This is a genomic window from Paraburkholderia sp. J7 (assembly GCF_905220155.1).
Classification (GTDB): Bacteria; Pseudomonadota; Gammaproteobacteria; order Burkholderiales; family Burkholderiaceae; genus Paraburkholderia.
This window is the reverse complement of the sequence record NZ_CAJMYZ010000016.1, coordinates 141,505-154,267: the sequence shown is the minus strand read 5'-3', so window position 1 is coordinate 154,267 and position 12,763 is coordinate 141,505. Positions and strand designations below refer to the sequence as shown.

The window sequence follows — 12,763 nt, the reverse complement described above, 5'->3', positions numbered from 1 at the left end:
ATGAACGTTAGCGATCTTGGTTCGCTGCGCCGACAGGTTCACAATGCAGGGTTTAGTGAGGGATCGAGATGAAACAACAGGATACTGGCGAGACGCTTTGTCCCCTCGCCCGTGCGGCTGCCGTCATTGCGGATCGATGGACTATCCTGATCCTGCGCGAACTTCGAATGGGTAATGATCGCTTCGATGGTATTCAGGCACAGACCGGGATGTCGCCCAATCTGCTTGCCCAGCGCCTCAAGACAATGGAGGACAACGAGCTGATCGAGCGTCGGCTCTATCAGGATCGACCCAAGCGGTACGCCTACTGCATCACTGACAAGACGCGCGAGCTCGACGGGATGATGCTGACCCTTCGCTTGTGGGGAATGCGGCACTGCGGGCTCGATCCAGAAGCTGAAAGCGCATTGACGATGACGCATCGCCGGACTGGCGCGATCATCGACGCTGACTGGCAACCCGAGCAAGCCGACCTGCCTTTCACCTTCAGCCAGGTTGAGAGCCGGATCAATCCGTCATGGGCGGCCGAACGCGCCGCTCGCGCAGAGGCCTTTGCTGTCGAGCGGAAAAATCAGGTTTCCAGACGTGCCCCACGAAAACGCAAAACCGCCTCTGTCGCGAATTGAGCGTCCATGTCTGACTGCATGCACGGAATCATAGCGGCCTTGCAGGCGTGAGTTGAATGCGATGAGAGGTCGCCCCCGCGCGCTTGCTTCCGGTCTGTCACCCATCGGGAATTCGTGCGCGACTGTTTCGGACTCCAGACGGCAATCTGCTCAACTTCGTTACGCCAGACTCATTCGCCAACGCCGACTGGCGCGCGAGCTGTGCGCATGCGAGCCGGCCAAGGCGGCGGACGCCGTCTTCCATACGTTCGTCCCAGTCGTGCCCGGCGCTCAGGCGAAGGCAATTGCGAAAGCGCCGGCTCGCCGAAAAAACATCGCCGGGTGCGAAGCAAATGCCTTGCTCGAGCGCCTCGTCGAAAAGCGCGCGCGAATCGAAGCGTCTTGGCAATTCGAGCCATAGTACAAAGCCGCCTGCTGGCCGGCTCACTTTCGTTTCGGCGGGGAAGCTTGCCTCGATTGTGCGGGTCATGCGCGCCAGGTTCTCTTCGAAGATTCGGCGGATGCTGCGCAAGTGCGAATCGTAGGCGCCACTCTCGAGGAAGTCTGCGAGTGCGATCTGAGGCAAAACCGGGCAGCAGAGACTGAACGCGAGCTTGCGCTCCATTACTTGCTGCGTGTAGGCGCCGGCCGCAATCCACCCGACCCGGTAACCGGGGGCAAGCGATTTCGAAAACGAGCTGCAGTAAATCGTATTGGCGCCGCCATCGAGTGCGATGAACGGCTTCGGCCGATCGCGACCGAAGTGAATGTCACCGTAGACGTCGTCTTCGATGAGCGGTACGGCGTGCCGCGTCAGCACGGCGAGAAGCGCAAGTTTGTCGGCTTCGGCCATCGCGGAGCCAAGCGGATTGTTGAAGCTCGATGACAGCAAACAGGCCGCCACGGGTTCGGTCTCCAGCAAGCGTGCGAGCGCACCCACGTCGATGCCGTGCGTCGGGTGAGTCGGCAGCTCGAATGCCTTCAGGCCGAGCATCTCAATAGTGTGAAGGAATCCGAAATAGGTGGGAGATTCGATTGCGATCGTATCGCCGCGACTGGCGACAGCCGAAAGCGCGAGCGCGAGCGCCTCGGTGCAGCCGCAGGTCACGAGCACGTCGTCGGGCGACAGCGCGTGCCCGACGCGCATTGCGCGCCTTGCGATCTCGCGCCGCAGGCGCGGTTCGCCGTGCGGCGAGCTATAGGTGTTGTAGCGCATACCGTGCTGTCGTGCAGCGCGCGCGAGCCCGAGGTCGAGCCGCTTCGATTGCAGCAGCGCGGCGTCGGGCACGGCACAGCCAAGAGGAATGAGCGTCGAATTCGATGCGTGCTCGAGCAGCGCCGCGACCGCAGCGCTGATCGACACCGTCGACGCCTTCGCGCGCGGCCGCGAGGCCGACGGCAATGCGAGGGCGCCACGGCGTGCGGCCGCGACGTAGAAGCCCGACTGCGGACGCGAGACAAGAACGCCCCGATCTTCGAGCATGCGATACGCCTGCAACGCCGTGGAAACGCTCATGCGGTGCTGCTCGCTGATCGCGCGCACCGAGGGCAGCCGCATGCCCGGTGCGAGCGCGCCGTTGTTGATCATGCCAACGATGAGTTCGGCCAGTTGCTCGTAACGAAACGGCGTGTGCGTGTCCATGTAAGCGCTCGTAGCGGAATCAACCCAGATTATCGACGTCGCGCCGCGACTCGCCAAGGGAAATTGTGTTGGTCTATTCTCCGGAAAATTGTGACTGTTATGGTCCGCGAGAGAACGCTACGATGCGTGCAATGCAATCGCGTCCGATGGAACCCGATGCCGTAGCGCAGCAAGGCCCTGCGCACGGCTGGGAGTTCCGTCACGGCATGGGGGGGAGCGGCCGCCCGGAGGCTCTCAATGCGTCGTCTGACGAATGACTCACGGCAAAGGCAAGGTACAAGCATGAACGCACTCCAACATACTTTCGATGAAAAGCGCGGGACTGGCGTCGACGAAGCGCATGCCCACGCATGGCGCGGGAGATTTCCGCGCAACGAGATCATCTCGCTGCTCGATGTGAATCGGCCATTCAATCTGGCGGAGAGCACGTCGCAAGACTTGACGGTCGGTGCATTGCTGGACCTGGCGGGTCTGGACGGCATACGCAATCTGAAACTCGGCTATGGAACCTCGGCAGGTTCGTTGGCGCTGCGCGAAGCCATCGCAGAAGGCTGCGGCGTGCCGGCCGAGCAGATCATCACGACACAAGGCACCGCGCTCGGGCTCTTCCTGCTCGCTTTCGAAGTCTGCCGGCCCGGCGACGAGGCGGTCCTCGCAACGCCGTGCTTTCCGCCAAGCCGCGACTGCCTGCTCGGAGCCGGCGTCGACGTCCGCGACATCAAGCTCTCGTTTGAGCAGGGCTATCGGCTGGATCTGCAACACATCGAGGCAAGCCTGTCCTCGAAAACGAAGCTCGTCAGCCTCGCCTCGCCGCAAAATCCCGCTGGCGTCCAGACGTCTCGCGCCGACATCGAGAAGCTGCTTGTGCTGATGGAAAGGCACTCTCCGGAAGCGATACTTTTCGTCGACGAGACCTATCGGGAAGCCGCCTATGGCGACAACGCAGTGGCTAACAGCTTTGCGGCGCTCGACGCGCGCATCGTCACCGGCGCGTCGGTATCGAAGGCGCTCGGCGCGCCGGGCTTGCGCACCGGCTGGCTCACAGTGGCAGACGGCGATCTTCGGGCGCGTTTGACTGTTGCCAAAATGAACACCGTGATCTCGGGTTCCGTGCTCGACGAGACGCTCGCCACCGTCCTTTTGCGTCACAGGGAAGGAGTGTTCGCGCCGCGCCGCCAGTTGCTCGCCCACGCGCTCAAGGAACTGGCGCAATGGTGCGAGAGCGAGCGCGAACGCATCGAATGGGTCCGGCCAGACGCAGGCGCGCTGTGCTGCGTGCGCCTGCGCGCCGAGGCATTCGACGAGGCTGCCGTCTCGCGCTTCTGGGATCTGTTGCCAGGTCGCGATCTGCAACTGGCATCCGGCGCATGGTTTGGCGAAAGCAGCCGCGTATTCCGGCTGGGCTTCGGCTATCTGCCGCCTGCGCGCCTGCAACCCGCGTTGTCTGCGCTCTCGTTGGTTCTGGACGCTGCTGCTGCCTGACACGCCATTTCCTTAACATGTGGAGTACTACTATGAAAGTAAGCGTCGCCTATCTCGAGGAGCCCCCCTTCTACTGGACGGGTGAAGATCATCGCGCGACGGGCGCCGACATCGAGCTAGCCGACGTGGTGCTACGCGCGATCGGTGTGTCCACGATCGAACATCATTTGACCTCGTTCGATGAACTGCTGCCTGGCGTGCAGGATGGTCGCTGGGACATGAACGTGCCCATTTTCGTGACGGCCGAGCGCGCCCTGCGCGTTGCATTCAGCGCGCCCGTATGGTCGCTCGCCGATGGCTTTTTGCTTCGCCATGGCAATCCGAAAGCGCTTGCAAGCTACCGGGCCGTCGCCGCGCACAACGACGCGCGGCTCGGGCTCGTTGCTGGGACGGTGCAGTACGATGCGGCCATCTCGGCGGGCGTGAGCGATAGCCAGATCGTAGCCTTCAAGGACCAGCCGCTCGCGATCGACGCACTGCTCGCAGGAGAGATCGACGCCTACGCGAGCACGGCGGTGGGAAGCCGTGCCCTCGCTGGCGCCAATCAGGCACTTGAAGTAGTTGCGCTCGAAACGAACAAGGAAGGCGGAGCGCCTGTCGGCGCCTTTTCGTTCAGCCAGAACAATCATGCGCTTCTACAGGCGGTGAACGAACAGCTGCGTAAGTACCTTGGCTCGGCGGACCATCGTGCCCGCATGGCGAAGTACGGTCTCACCCGGACCGAACTCGACGGCGTGAGCGCAGCCTGAGCTAGACGAGTCAGCGCAATTCAGATGAGGAGAACATGAAGCGATCCTATAGCGTTGTCGACGTCTTTTCCTCCCAACCGCTGCTAGGCAATCCAGTTGCCGTAGTCATGGACGCGCAGGGCCTCACGGTCGAAGCGATGCAGGCTATCGCAAGATGGACGAACCTCTCGGAAACGACGTTCGTCCTTCCCCCCACGACAGCCGACGCCGACTATTGCTTGAAGATTTTCACGCCCCGTAGCGAGCTTCCTTTCGCAGGGCATCCAACGCTAGGCAGTGCGTACGCCCTACTGGAAGCCGGGCGTATCGCGCCACACCGAACCGACCGATTGATTCAGCAATGTGGAATCGGGCTGGTCGAATTGACGACCGGATTGCGTGCCACAGATCGCGAACTCTACTTCCGTCTGCCGCCTGCGAAGCTGGAGCCAGTGCACACGGCGGAAGTAGTGGAACTGGAGCGTATTCTCTGCTGCAAAGTGGACCTGAAGACTGCGCCGCGCATCGTGAACGTCGGTCCCATCTGGATCGTTGCGCAATTGAGCGACGCGGCTTCCGTACTTGCGCTTCGGCCTGATCTCGCGAGACTGGCAGAGCTCGAGCGCCGCCTGGGTGTGACGGGTTTGACCGTATTCGGCGCTCACGAGCACGGCGACGACGCGGCTATAGAAGTGCGGACCTTTGCGCCCTCCTGTGGTGTTGACGAGGACCCTGTATGCGGAAGCGGCAACGGCAGCGTCGCGGCCTTCCAGTGGCAGCGCGGCCTGTTGTCGGCCAGCGGAACCGATTACGTGGCAGCACAGGGACGCTGCGTCGGCCGGGATGGCAAAGTCAGGATAAGCGTGGACGCGAACGGAACCGTGAGCGTCGGCGGTTCCTGCGTCATTTCCGTGGAAGGCTCGCTTACGCTTTAGACGCCAACCGTGCGCAAGACAGGCCAACGAACTGGAAGCCGGCGGGGTCATGATCAACGACTCATCGGATTACCGAATCGATGCCATGCCGTTCGGCGGCTTCAAGTACGGCAGCCTAGGCCGCGAAGGTGTCAGGTTTGCCTACGAGGAAATGACTCAACCGAAAGTCGTGTGTATCAGGAGAACGACAGATGGAAACCAGAAGCATGCAGCAACGGCCCGATAAGGACGAGCCGGCAAGTCTCGCGTTAGTGGCTATTGCAACTGTCTGATAGCGATTCTCGCAGCAGAACACCAAGACAATCGACCGCTCTCTCCACGTCTTCCTATACTGGACTTCGTAAGTCATTGCGTGATCCAGCACCGAAGAAGAGGGACGCCATGTCGAAAACAAACATCACTGCGCTCATCCAGATCGCCTTGATCTGCATTGGCAGCTGCCTCGCGAACGCCGTGCACGCGCAGGTCACGCGAATGGAGGTCATCCCGATTCCGTCCGTGACGCTCACTGACCAGGAATTCCTGAGCGGCCGCGAGGATGGCAAACCTGTCACGGTGGCAGGCGAGCTTCGGATTCCCCGACCCGGCACGGACCGGCTGCCGCTTGTCATCATGCTGCATGCTTCTGGCGGAGTCGGCAGCAGCGTCACAGACTGGGAGGAGTACTTTCTTTCGCTCGGTGTTGCGACCTTTGTGATCGACAGCTTCTCGGGCCGCGGGATCGTCAGCACGATCAACGATCAATCGCAACTCGGCCGCCTTGCACAGACCGAAGATGCCTATCGCGCGATGGCGGCGCTTGCGAAGCACCCGAGAATCGACCCGAACCGGATCGTGCTCATGGGATTCTCGCGTGGCGGGCAGAACGCGCTTTATGCAAGCCTGAAGCGGTTCCAGAAGATGCACGCCCAACCCGGCACCCAGTTCGCGGCGTTTATCGCGTTCTATCCTGACTGTACCTACACCTATCTCGAAGACGAGGATGTCGTTTCCAGACCTGTTCGCATTTTCCAGGGGACGGCAGACAACTACAATCCAGTCGCGCCCTGCCGCGCCTATGTGGATCGTCTGAAAACGAAAGTGAGCGATGTCCAGTTGACTGAGTACGCCGGCGCCAGCCATTTCTTCGACGCGCGAGCACTCAAGCAACCGCTGCAGTTACCGCAAGCACAGACCACACGCAATTGCGCGGCTGTCGAGATTGAAAACGGGCTGGTCGTCAACGCCAAAACGAGGCAACCGTTTAGTTACAGCGATTCGTGCGTCGAGCGCGGGACAACCATCGCGTACGACGAGAATGCGGCGGCCAAGGCCAGGGAAGCAGTCAGCGAGATCGTCAAAACCGTGCTGAAGCCCTAGGTTCACGTTGGCCACGTCCAAGGTCTGGCGCCTCGCGTAGTCACAAGGCAACTCGAAACGCGGCAATGGGTTCGCGAACCTGGTTCAGCTACGGCCGACTGCGCCTGGCACCAGCCGGCCATCCTCGTGTTATCACAGACATGGGCGGAATCGATCGAAAGCGGATATCCGCCCTGCCTCGGCCCTATCAGACCTGGGCCATGCCGCCGTCCACAAAGAGCTCGGTTCCGTTGATGAAGCTGGCCGAGTCCGAAGCGAGGAAGGCAACCGCCTTGCCGATTTCTTCAGGCTCACCCAGGCGGCCGAGCGGCACTTGCGCAGCCAGCGCGTCGTACAGCCCCTGACGGGCTTCATCGGGCACTAGGCCGCCCAGGCCAGGCGTGCGGATCGGGCCCGGGCTGACGACGTTCACGCGAATGCCACGTTCCTTCAGGTCCAGCGCCCACGAGCGGACGAAATTGCGCACCGCCGCCTTGCTCGCGCTATACACGCTGAAGTTGGCCGTCCCCGTTACCGACGTGATGGACGATGTCAGGATGACCGATGCGCCGTCGACCAGCAGCGGCAATGCCTTCTGCACGGTGAACAGCACGCCGCGCACATTCGTCCCGAAGATCCGGTCGAAATGCTCTTCGGTGATGGCGCCGAGCGGCAGCATGTCCCCGCCGCCGGCATTCGCAAAGAGGATGTCGAGCTTGCCGGCCGTTTTGGCGATCTGGGCGTAGACCTCGTCCAGATCCGACAGCACCGAGGCGTCCGCCCGGATGGCCGTGGCCGCCGGGCCGATGGCCGCCACCGCGGCGTCGAGTTCGGCCTGCCGGCGGCCGGTGATGAACACGCGCGCGCCCTGCTCAGCCAGTTCCTGCGCTGCGGCGAGGCCGATGCCGGTGCTGCCGCCCGTGACGAGTGCGATCTTGCCGTTCAGTTGCTTGCTCATGATGTGCTCCGTTTCGTGGTGTAAAAGGGATCTGCAAATGCGTTCGACCGTGTTTTGGTCGCTGCCTGAGTCCGTCGCGCACTGCATGGAAAGCACTTTAGGGAAAAGCGCTTTTTTGATAAATATGGAGATAATTAAATGACTATCCACTGCCATGTATAATCGAAGCACCTGACATCCGGTCGGGCTTTCGGGAGTCCCTTCGCGATGGATCAGTTGCTGGCAATGCGGGCTTTCAGCCGCGTGGTGGAAGCGGGCAGCTTTACGCGGGCGGCGGAGTCGCTCGACATACCCAACACCACGATGAGCAAGCTGGTTCAGGAGCTCGAGGCGCACCTCGGCGTAAAGCTGCTCCAGCGCACAACACGCAAAGTCACCGTAACACCAGAAGGTCAGGACTACTACGCCAAGGTCACGCGCGTGCTTCGGGACCTCGAAGACATCGATTCGTCGTTCAGCGTGGCACGGAGCAATCCGCGCGGCAATTTGCGCATCGACGTTGGCGGCTTGACGGCACGCGACGTACTGATTCCCCTGCTTCCGGACTTCATGGCCCGTTACCCGGACATCCGAATCGATCTGGGCGTCGCCGACCGCTCGGTCGATCTGATCGGCGACAACGTCGATTGCGTCATCCGGGGCGGCCCGCTCGACAACTCATCGCTCGTCGCGCGCAGCATCGGCGAAGCGACGATGGTGACATGCGCCACGCCCGCCTATCTGAAGCACTATGGCGTTCCCGCGTATCCGGATGAGTTGAGAAATGGACACCGGTTGATCGGCTACATCTCCACCCAGACCGGCAGGGCCATGCCATTTCGATTCGAGCACAAAGGCGAGCGCACCGAGATAAAAATCGAACACCGACTCGGCATTAACGAAAGCAATGCGCATCTGGCCGCCGGCATCGCGGGACTCGGTATTGTCCAAACTTTCGCGCACGCGGCCAATTCGGCGCTTCGGGAAGGTTCGCTCGTGGAGATACTGAAAAAATGGCGGCCGCCGTCGTATCCGTTTCATGTCGTGTATCCGCAGAACCGGTACGTCACACATCGTTTGCGGGTCTTCATCGACTGGCTTCTCGAATGTTTTCCCGCCAGGGTCCGAGGTATTGAGTAGCCGTCGCTATAACAGGTTCACGCCCAACCGGGCAAGGGCCGGATCGCTTCGTCTGCAAAACGGGCCGCATGGGGGCAGTTACAAGATACTTATTGACGCCGGCCCAGCCGTCGGGTAATGTGCCGGTCGAAGGTCAGGAAGTTCGATTGCTGTTCATCAATTGCTCGCCTCCCGGCGGTATTCGTGGTCCTCTCCCTCCTTGTCGCTTCACGCGCTCTTTAAGAGCAAATTTTCGTTTTTTTTCTCAAGGATTCTTCATGGAAACCGGTACCGTTAAGTGGTTCAACGACAGCAAAGGCTTTGGCTTCATTACCCCGGACAAGGGCGGCGACGACCTGTTCGCTCACTTCTCCGAGATCAAGACCGACGGCTTCAAGACGCTGGCTGAAAATCAGAAGGTGAGCTTCGAAACGAAGCAAGGCCCGAAGGGTCTGCAAGCGGCTAACATCAAGCCGCTGTAAAGTTTGAAGGGCCCGGCATCCGACAACGGACGCCGGGCTGCAGCGACACCCTCGCGGAGCTTTGTCTCCCATCGTTGGCGCAATTGCTTTTTGCTGCACCTGCTCGTTCAGCAGCGTGCCACGCGCCACACGCCTCGTTGCACCTCATTCTCCCCTCTGGCTTCAACGCCTCTTTTTCGCTCTCCGACTGTTTCAGATTCGGCTTGCAATGGCTTTGGATCGGCGCATCCGTGCACATTTCGCACGGCACACGCCTATCGAACATCAATAAAATTAAAATGCAAAACAAACAAGTTCAACAATACAACGGCTATGCCGTCCAACCCTCGGCGCATCGTTTGCCCGACGGTAGTTTTTCATCAAACCTGTTGCTCGAACGCACCGATAGCGCGCGAGCCGAACGCTGCTACCAGTTCTATTCGCTCGATTACTTCGCGAACGAAGAGCAGGCGCTGCAGCACTCGGCACGCTGGGCACGCAATTGGGTCGACACGCGCGGCTAAAGGCAACGCCACGATTCGAATCACCCAACGCATCTGAGGCACCAGGGCGCGCGCAAGCAAACGCGCCCAAGCATCGCGCGCGATCCCGCACCGCGCCTCGTCGCCACACATGGCCGACAATCTTTCCTTCTGGCCCCGCCGATAGTGCCAGGCAGACGGCTGCCTTCGGTTACAATGCAGGGTTCGTTTGCTTCGCACAGCACTTAAGCGACACGTGTTGGTTAGCGGCGAACTTTCCTTTGATCGATAGTTCAGTGAGGCCGGCGATAACAGTGCTCGCTGGACTGCACGCCCCGACTCGCATCGGAGCTGTATTGCGAGCCGCCGCGTCTGACCCCATCCCCTCGCGTATCTGATTCGCCGCCCGGACACGGCGGTGTCAGTGACTTCCCGGACGCAAGGGCTGCCCAGCAGTTCCTTGCTTCTCACTACCGCGCGAGCGCGTGTCGATCAGCGCTCGAGGCGTCTACCTCAATGCAGCACCGACCCCATGTCCCGCCAATTGATCAGGAACCTTGAATGGCCAAAGAAGAACTGCTGGAACTCGACGGTATCGTCGACGAAGTACTGCCAGACAACCGCTACCGCGTCACGCTCGACAATGGTGTGATGGTAGCGGCGTACGCTTCTGGTCGTATGCGCAAGAATCACATTCGCATCATTGCAGGCGACCGGGTAACGCTGGAACTCTCGGTGTACGATCTCACGAAAGGACGAATCAATTTTCGTCATAAGGATGACCGCAGCGGCGGCGCAACGCAAAGACCTGCATTTCGCCGTCGTTGATGGCGCGGTACGCGAGCGTCGACTGTGACCCTTACCGGTGCCACTACGCTGCGTGCACATCCCGATCACCATCCACTATTGCTGCTGGATTTCAACCAGGAAAACAATTGACTACCGTAATTCTGAAACCTGACGAGCCCGTGGAAGTTGCATTGCGTCGTTTCCGTCGCGCAATCGAGCGCACTGGCTTGATTCCGGAGCTTCGCGCCCGGACAGCCTATGAAAAACCGACCGCAGTACGCAAACGCAAGAAGGCTGCCGCGGTGGCACGCCTGCGCAAGCAGATCAAACGGTCGTTGCCGCCGAAAAAGCGCTACTGACCGGGAATGGCTGGGCAGCCGTGCTGAAACGGCCGTCCAGCGCCCAGCCGGTGCCACGCATCACCTGCGTGTGGGCCAAGCGGCCCTGATCCAGGCACGCTCGAGAATCACCCTTCCCGGTTTGGCCACGTGCCGCGCTTGACGATTGCCCAATACAGCCAGCCGATCAATACCAGCGACACCGCGCCAGCCATCGTTGGGAGTGCCAGGAAAGACCATCCAGGCTGCGCCGCGAAGATAATGATCGGATTGCTGCCAGCCGGTGGATGAACTGTGCGCGTCATCATCATCAACATCAATGCGCACGCTGCGGCGCCTGCCATCGGCACGTATCCCGGACCAAACAGATGCAAACAGACCAAGCCCGTCAACGACGTCAGAACATGTCCTCCGACGACGTTTCGCGGCTGAGAGAACGGGCTTGACGGAAAGCCGAACAGCAGAACGCAGGTGGCCCCGAATGAACCGAGAATCCACGGTTCCGAGGTCGTCTGCGCCAGCATGCCCACGAGAGCCAACGCCACGAACGCACCCAGGCCAGCAAGCAGTATTCTCACCGCCTGGGCGCGCCACGTAGAGGCCCCGTTGGTGCCGGCGGGTGCGGCAGACGGGGTCGTCATCGACATCAGGCCACCTTGAAGCGGGCCGCTTCTTCCGATCCCTTCGTCGCGTTGCCCGCGCTGTACGAGTGCGCCCCCACACCGGCGAGCTTGCCACCCTGCACGATCAGATATTCGTCGCGGATCGGGCGGCCTTCGAAGTAGCACTCGAGGATCTCGCGCGTTCCCGCTGCGTAGCGGGCCTGTGCGGAGAGGCTGGTGCCGGAGATGTGAGGCGTCATCCCCTGATGCGGCATGCTGCGCCACGGATGATCCGCCGGTGCCGGCTGAGGGAACCATACATCGCCGCCGTAGCCCGCCAGCTGACCGCTTTTCAGCGCATCGACGATCGCGTCGCGGTCGCACAGCTTGCCTCGAGCCGTATTGATCAGATAAGCGCCGCGCTTGAAGTTCTTCAACGTCGCCGCGTTGATCATGTGTTCGGTTTCCGGATGCAGCGGGCAGTTCAGCGTGACCACGTCGCACACGCGGGTCAAGCTTTCGAGGCTCGTGTGATGGGTGAGATTGAGCTCCTTCTCCACCGATTCGGGCAGGCGGTGACGATCGAGGTAATGCAGCTTCATGTCGAACGGCTTGAGCAGGCGCAGCACGCGCAAACCGATACGTCCTGCCGCCACCGTGCCGACGTGCATGCCCTCGACGTCATACGAGCGCTCGACGCAATCGGCAATGTTCCAGCCGCCTTCATTGGCCCAGTTGTGCGACGGAATATAGTTGCGCACGAGAGCGAGCGTCGTCATCACGACGTGCTCGGCCACGCTGTTGCTGTTGCAATAGGTGACTTCCGCCACGGTGATCCCGCGGTCCATCGCTGCCTGCAAATCGGTGTGATCCGAACCAATCCCGGCGGTGACGATCATCTTGAGCTTCGGGGCCTTCGCAATGCGCTCGGCCGTCATGTACGCCGGCCAGAACGGCTGCGAGATCACGATCTCGGCGTCGTGCAATTCGCGGTCGAGCACGCTGTCGGCACCGTCTTTGCTGGAGGTCACCACCAGCTGGTGGTCGTTCGACTCCAGATACTTGCGCAGGCCCAGCTCGCCGGAGACACAGCCCAGCAAATGCCCCGGCGTGAAGTCGATTGCGCGGGGCGTCGGCGTGGTCTGCCCGTCGGGATAGCGCGTGATTTCAGGAAGGGTGTCACGGGCGTACTGCTTCGGCATACCGTTGACCGGGTCGTCATACAGCACACAAACAATTTTTGCCACGATATCTGTCTCCACTCTGATGGGCGAGGAACCGGAAGCGCCTTTGACGCAGCCGGCT

The 12,763-nt window shown here is 61.1% G+C and carries 14 protein-coding genes and 1 pseudogene; 11 read left to right on the top strand and 4 right to left on the bottom strand.

The features are described 5' to 3' along the window. Window positions 1–68: 68 nt before the first annotated feature. A complete protein-coding gene (locus U5A58_RS25290; protein ID WP_321963524.1) occupies window positions 69–626 on the top strand; it encodes a helix-turn-helix domain-containing protein in 558 nt (185 codons plus the stop codon). Between the two features lie 97 nt (window positions 627–723). On the opposite strand, the gene U5A58_RS25285 is transcribed toward U5A58_RS25290, so the two are convergent. Continuing rightward, window positions 724–2,247 (bottom strand): PLP-dependent aminotransferase family protein, encoded by a 1,524-nt coding sequence (locus tag U5A58_RS25285; protein WP_321963523.1) that lies wholly within the window; start codon window positions 2,245–2,247, stop codon window positions 724–726. 282 nt (window positions 2,248–2,529) lie between these two features. On the opposite strand from U5A58_RS25285, the gene U5A58_RS25280 reads away from it, so the two are divergent. From U5A58_RS25280 to U5A58_RS25260, 5 genes and pseudogenes are all read left to right on the top strand, one after another. Further along, a complete protein-coding gene (locus U5A58_RS25280; RefSeq protein WP_321963522.1) occupies window positions 2,530–3,729 on the top strand; it encodes a pyridoxal phosphate-dependent aminotransferase in 1,200 nt (399 codons plus the stop codon). Between the two features lie 32 nt (window positions 3,730–3,761). Next, a complete protein-coding gene (locus U5A58_RS25275) occupies window positions 3,762–4,478 on the top strand; it encodes a transporter substrate-binding domain-containing protein (protein WP_321963521.1) in 717 nt (238 codons plus the stop codon). A gap of 35 nt (window positions 4,479–4,513) precedes the next feature. After that, the gene (locus U5A58_RS25270; protein ID WP_321963520.1) at window positions 4,514–5,392 is read left to right on the top strand and encodes a PhzF family phenazine biosynthesis protein; all 879 of its coding nucleotides are present in this window, start codon (window positions 4,514–4,516) and stop codon (window positions 5,390–5,392) included. Between the two features lie 22 nt (window positions 5,393–5,414). Further along, a pseudogene (locus U5A58_RS25265) lies at window positions 5,415–5,618 on the top strand (aldehyde dehydrogenase family protein); the annotation flags it as partial. A gap of 155 nt (window positions 5,619–5,773) precedes the next feature. After that, window positions 5,774–6,751, top strand: coding sequence for a dienelactone hydrolase family protein (locus U5A58_RS25260; RefSeq protein ID WP_321963519.1), 978 nt, complete (start codon window positions 5,774–5,776; stop codon window positions 6,749–6,751). Between the two features lie 187 nt (window positions 6,752–6,938). Here the strand turns inward: U5A58_RS25260 and U5A58_RS25255 are convergent, their stop codons facing one another. Continuing rightward, the gene (locus U5A58_RS25255) at window positions 6,939–7,688 is read right to left on the bottom strand and encodes an SDR family NAD(P)-dependent oxidoreductase (protein ID WP_321935851.1); all 750 of its coding nucleotides are present in this window, start codon (window positions 7,686–7,688) and stop codon (window positions 6,939–6,941) included. Between the two features lie 207 nt (window positions 7,689–7,895). On the opposite strand from U5A58_RS25255, the gene U5A58_RS25250 reads away from it, so the two are divergent. The 5 genes from U5A58_RS25250 (at window position 7,896) to rpsU (ending at window position 10,877) form a co-directional block, all read left to right on the top strand. Further along, window positions 7,896–8,807 carry a LysR family transcriptional regulator gene (locus U5A58_RS25250; protein WP_321963518.1) on the top strand — a complete coding sequence of 304 codons (912 nt, stop codon included), beginning with the start codon at window positions 7,896–7,898 and terminating at the stop codon, window positions 8,805–8,807. A 257-nt stretch (window positions 8,808–9,064) separates the two neighbouring features. Further along, window positions 9,065–9,268 (top strand): cold-shock protein, encoded by a 204-nt coding sequence (locus tag U5A58_RS25245; protein ID WP_065065051.1) that lies wholly within the window; start codon window positions 9,065–9,067, stop codon window positions 9,266–9,268. Window positions 9,269–9,546: 278 nt separating this feature from the next. Further along, window positions 9,547–9,771 (top strand): hypothetical protein, encoded by a 225-nt coding sequence (locus U5A58_RS25240; protein WP_321963573.1) that lies wholly within the window; start codon window positions 9,547–9,549, stop codon window positions 9,769–9,771. Between the two features lie 519 nt (window positions 9,772–10,290). Further along, window positions 10,291–10,557: a translation initiation factor IF-1 gene (gene infA, locus U5A58_RS25235; protein WP_321910935.1), complete on the top strand. Its 267-nt coding sequence runs from the start codon at window positions 10,291–10,293 to the stop codon at window positions 10,555–10,557. 107 nt (window positions 10,558–10,664) lie between these two features. Further along, window positions 10,665–10,877 carry a 30S ribosomal protein S21 gene (gene rpsU / locus U5A58_RS25230; RefSeq protein ID WP_321910937.1) on the top strand — a complete coding sequence of 71 codons (213 nt, stop codon included), beginning with the start codon at window positions 10,665–10,667 and terminating at the stop codon, window positions 10,875–10,877. A 107-nt stretch (window positions 10,878–10,984) separates the two neighbouring features. Here the strand turns inward: rpsU and U5A58_RS25225 are convergent, their stop codons facing one another. Beyond that, entirely contained in the window at window positions 10,985–11,503 is a 519-nt protein-coding gene (locus tag U5A58_RS25225; RefSeq protein ID WP_321963517.1) for an HPP family protein, read from the bottom strand. Further along, window positions 11,503–12,705, bottom strand: coding sequence for an NAD-dependent formate dehydrogenase (locus tag U5A58_RS25220; protein ID WP_321910941.1), 1,203 nt, complete (start codon window positions 12,703–12,705; stop codon window positions 11,503–11,505). The genes U5A58_RS25225 and U5A58_RS25220 overlap by 1 nt, the downstream gene beginning before the upstream one ends. Window positions 12,706–12,763 lie beyond the last annotated feature (58 nt).

Excerpts from the sequence above, each read along its gene's own strand:
- U5A58_RS25280 (WP_321963522.1), top strand. The coding sequence starts at position 2,530 with ATGAACGCACTCCAACATACTTTCGATGAAAAGCGCGGGACTGGCGTC.
- infA (WP_321910935.1), top strand. The coding sequence starts at position 10,291 with ATGGCCAAAGAAGAACTGCTGGAACTCGACGGTATCGTCGACGAAGTA.
- U5A58_RS25255 (WP_321935851.1), bottom strand. The coding sequence starts at position 7,688 with ATGAGCAAGCAACTGAACGGCAAGATCGCACTCGTCACGGGCGGCAGC.
- U5A58_RS25285 (WP_321963523.1), bottom strand. The coding sequence starts at position 2,247 with ATGGACACGCACACGCCGTTTCGTTACGAGCAACTGGCCGAACTCATC.
- U5A58_RS25245 (WP_065065051.1), top strand. The coding sequence starts at position 9,065 with ATGGAAACCGGTACCGTTAAGTGGTTCAACGACAGCAAAGGCTTTGGC.
- U5A58_RS25275 (WP_321963521.1), top strand. The coding sequence starts at position 3,762 with ATGAAAGTAAGCGTCGCCTATCTCGAGGAGCCCCCCTTCTACTGGACG.
- U5A58_RS25240 (WP_321963573.1), top strand. The coding sequence starts at position 9,547 with ATGCAAAACAAACAAGTTCAACAATACAACGGCTATGCCGTCCAACCC.
- U5A58_RS25250 (WP_321963518.1), top strand. The coding sequence starts at position 7,896 with ATGGATCAGTTGCTGGCAATGCGGGCTTTCAGCCGCGTGGTGGAAGCG.
- U5A58_RS25260 (WP_321963519.1), top strand. The coding sequence starts at position 5,774 with ATGTCGAAAACAAACATCACTGCGCTCATCCAGATCGCCTTGATCTGC.
- U5A58_RS25225 (WP_321963517.1), bottom strand. The coding sequence starts at position 11,503 with ATGTCGATGACGACCCCGTCTGCCGCACCCGCCGGCACCAACGGGGCC.
- U5A58_RS25270 (WP_321963520.1), top strand. The coding sequence starts at position 4,514 with ATGAAGCGATCCTATAGCGTTGTCGACGTCTTTTCCTCCCAACCGCTG.
- U5A58_RS25290 (WP_321963524.1), top strand. The coding sequence starts at position 69 with ATGAAACAACAGGATACTGGCGAGACGCTTTGTCCCCTCGCCCGTGCG.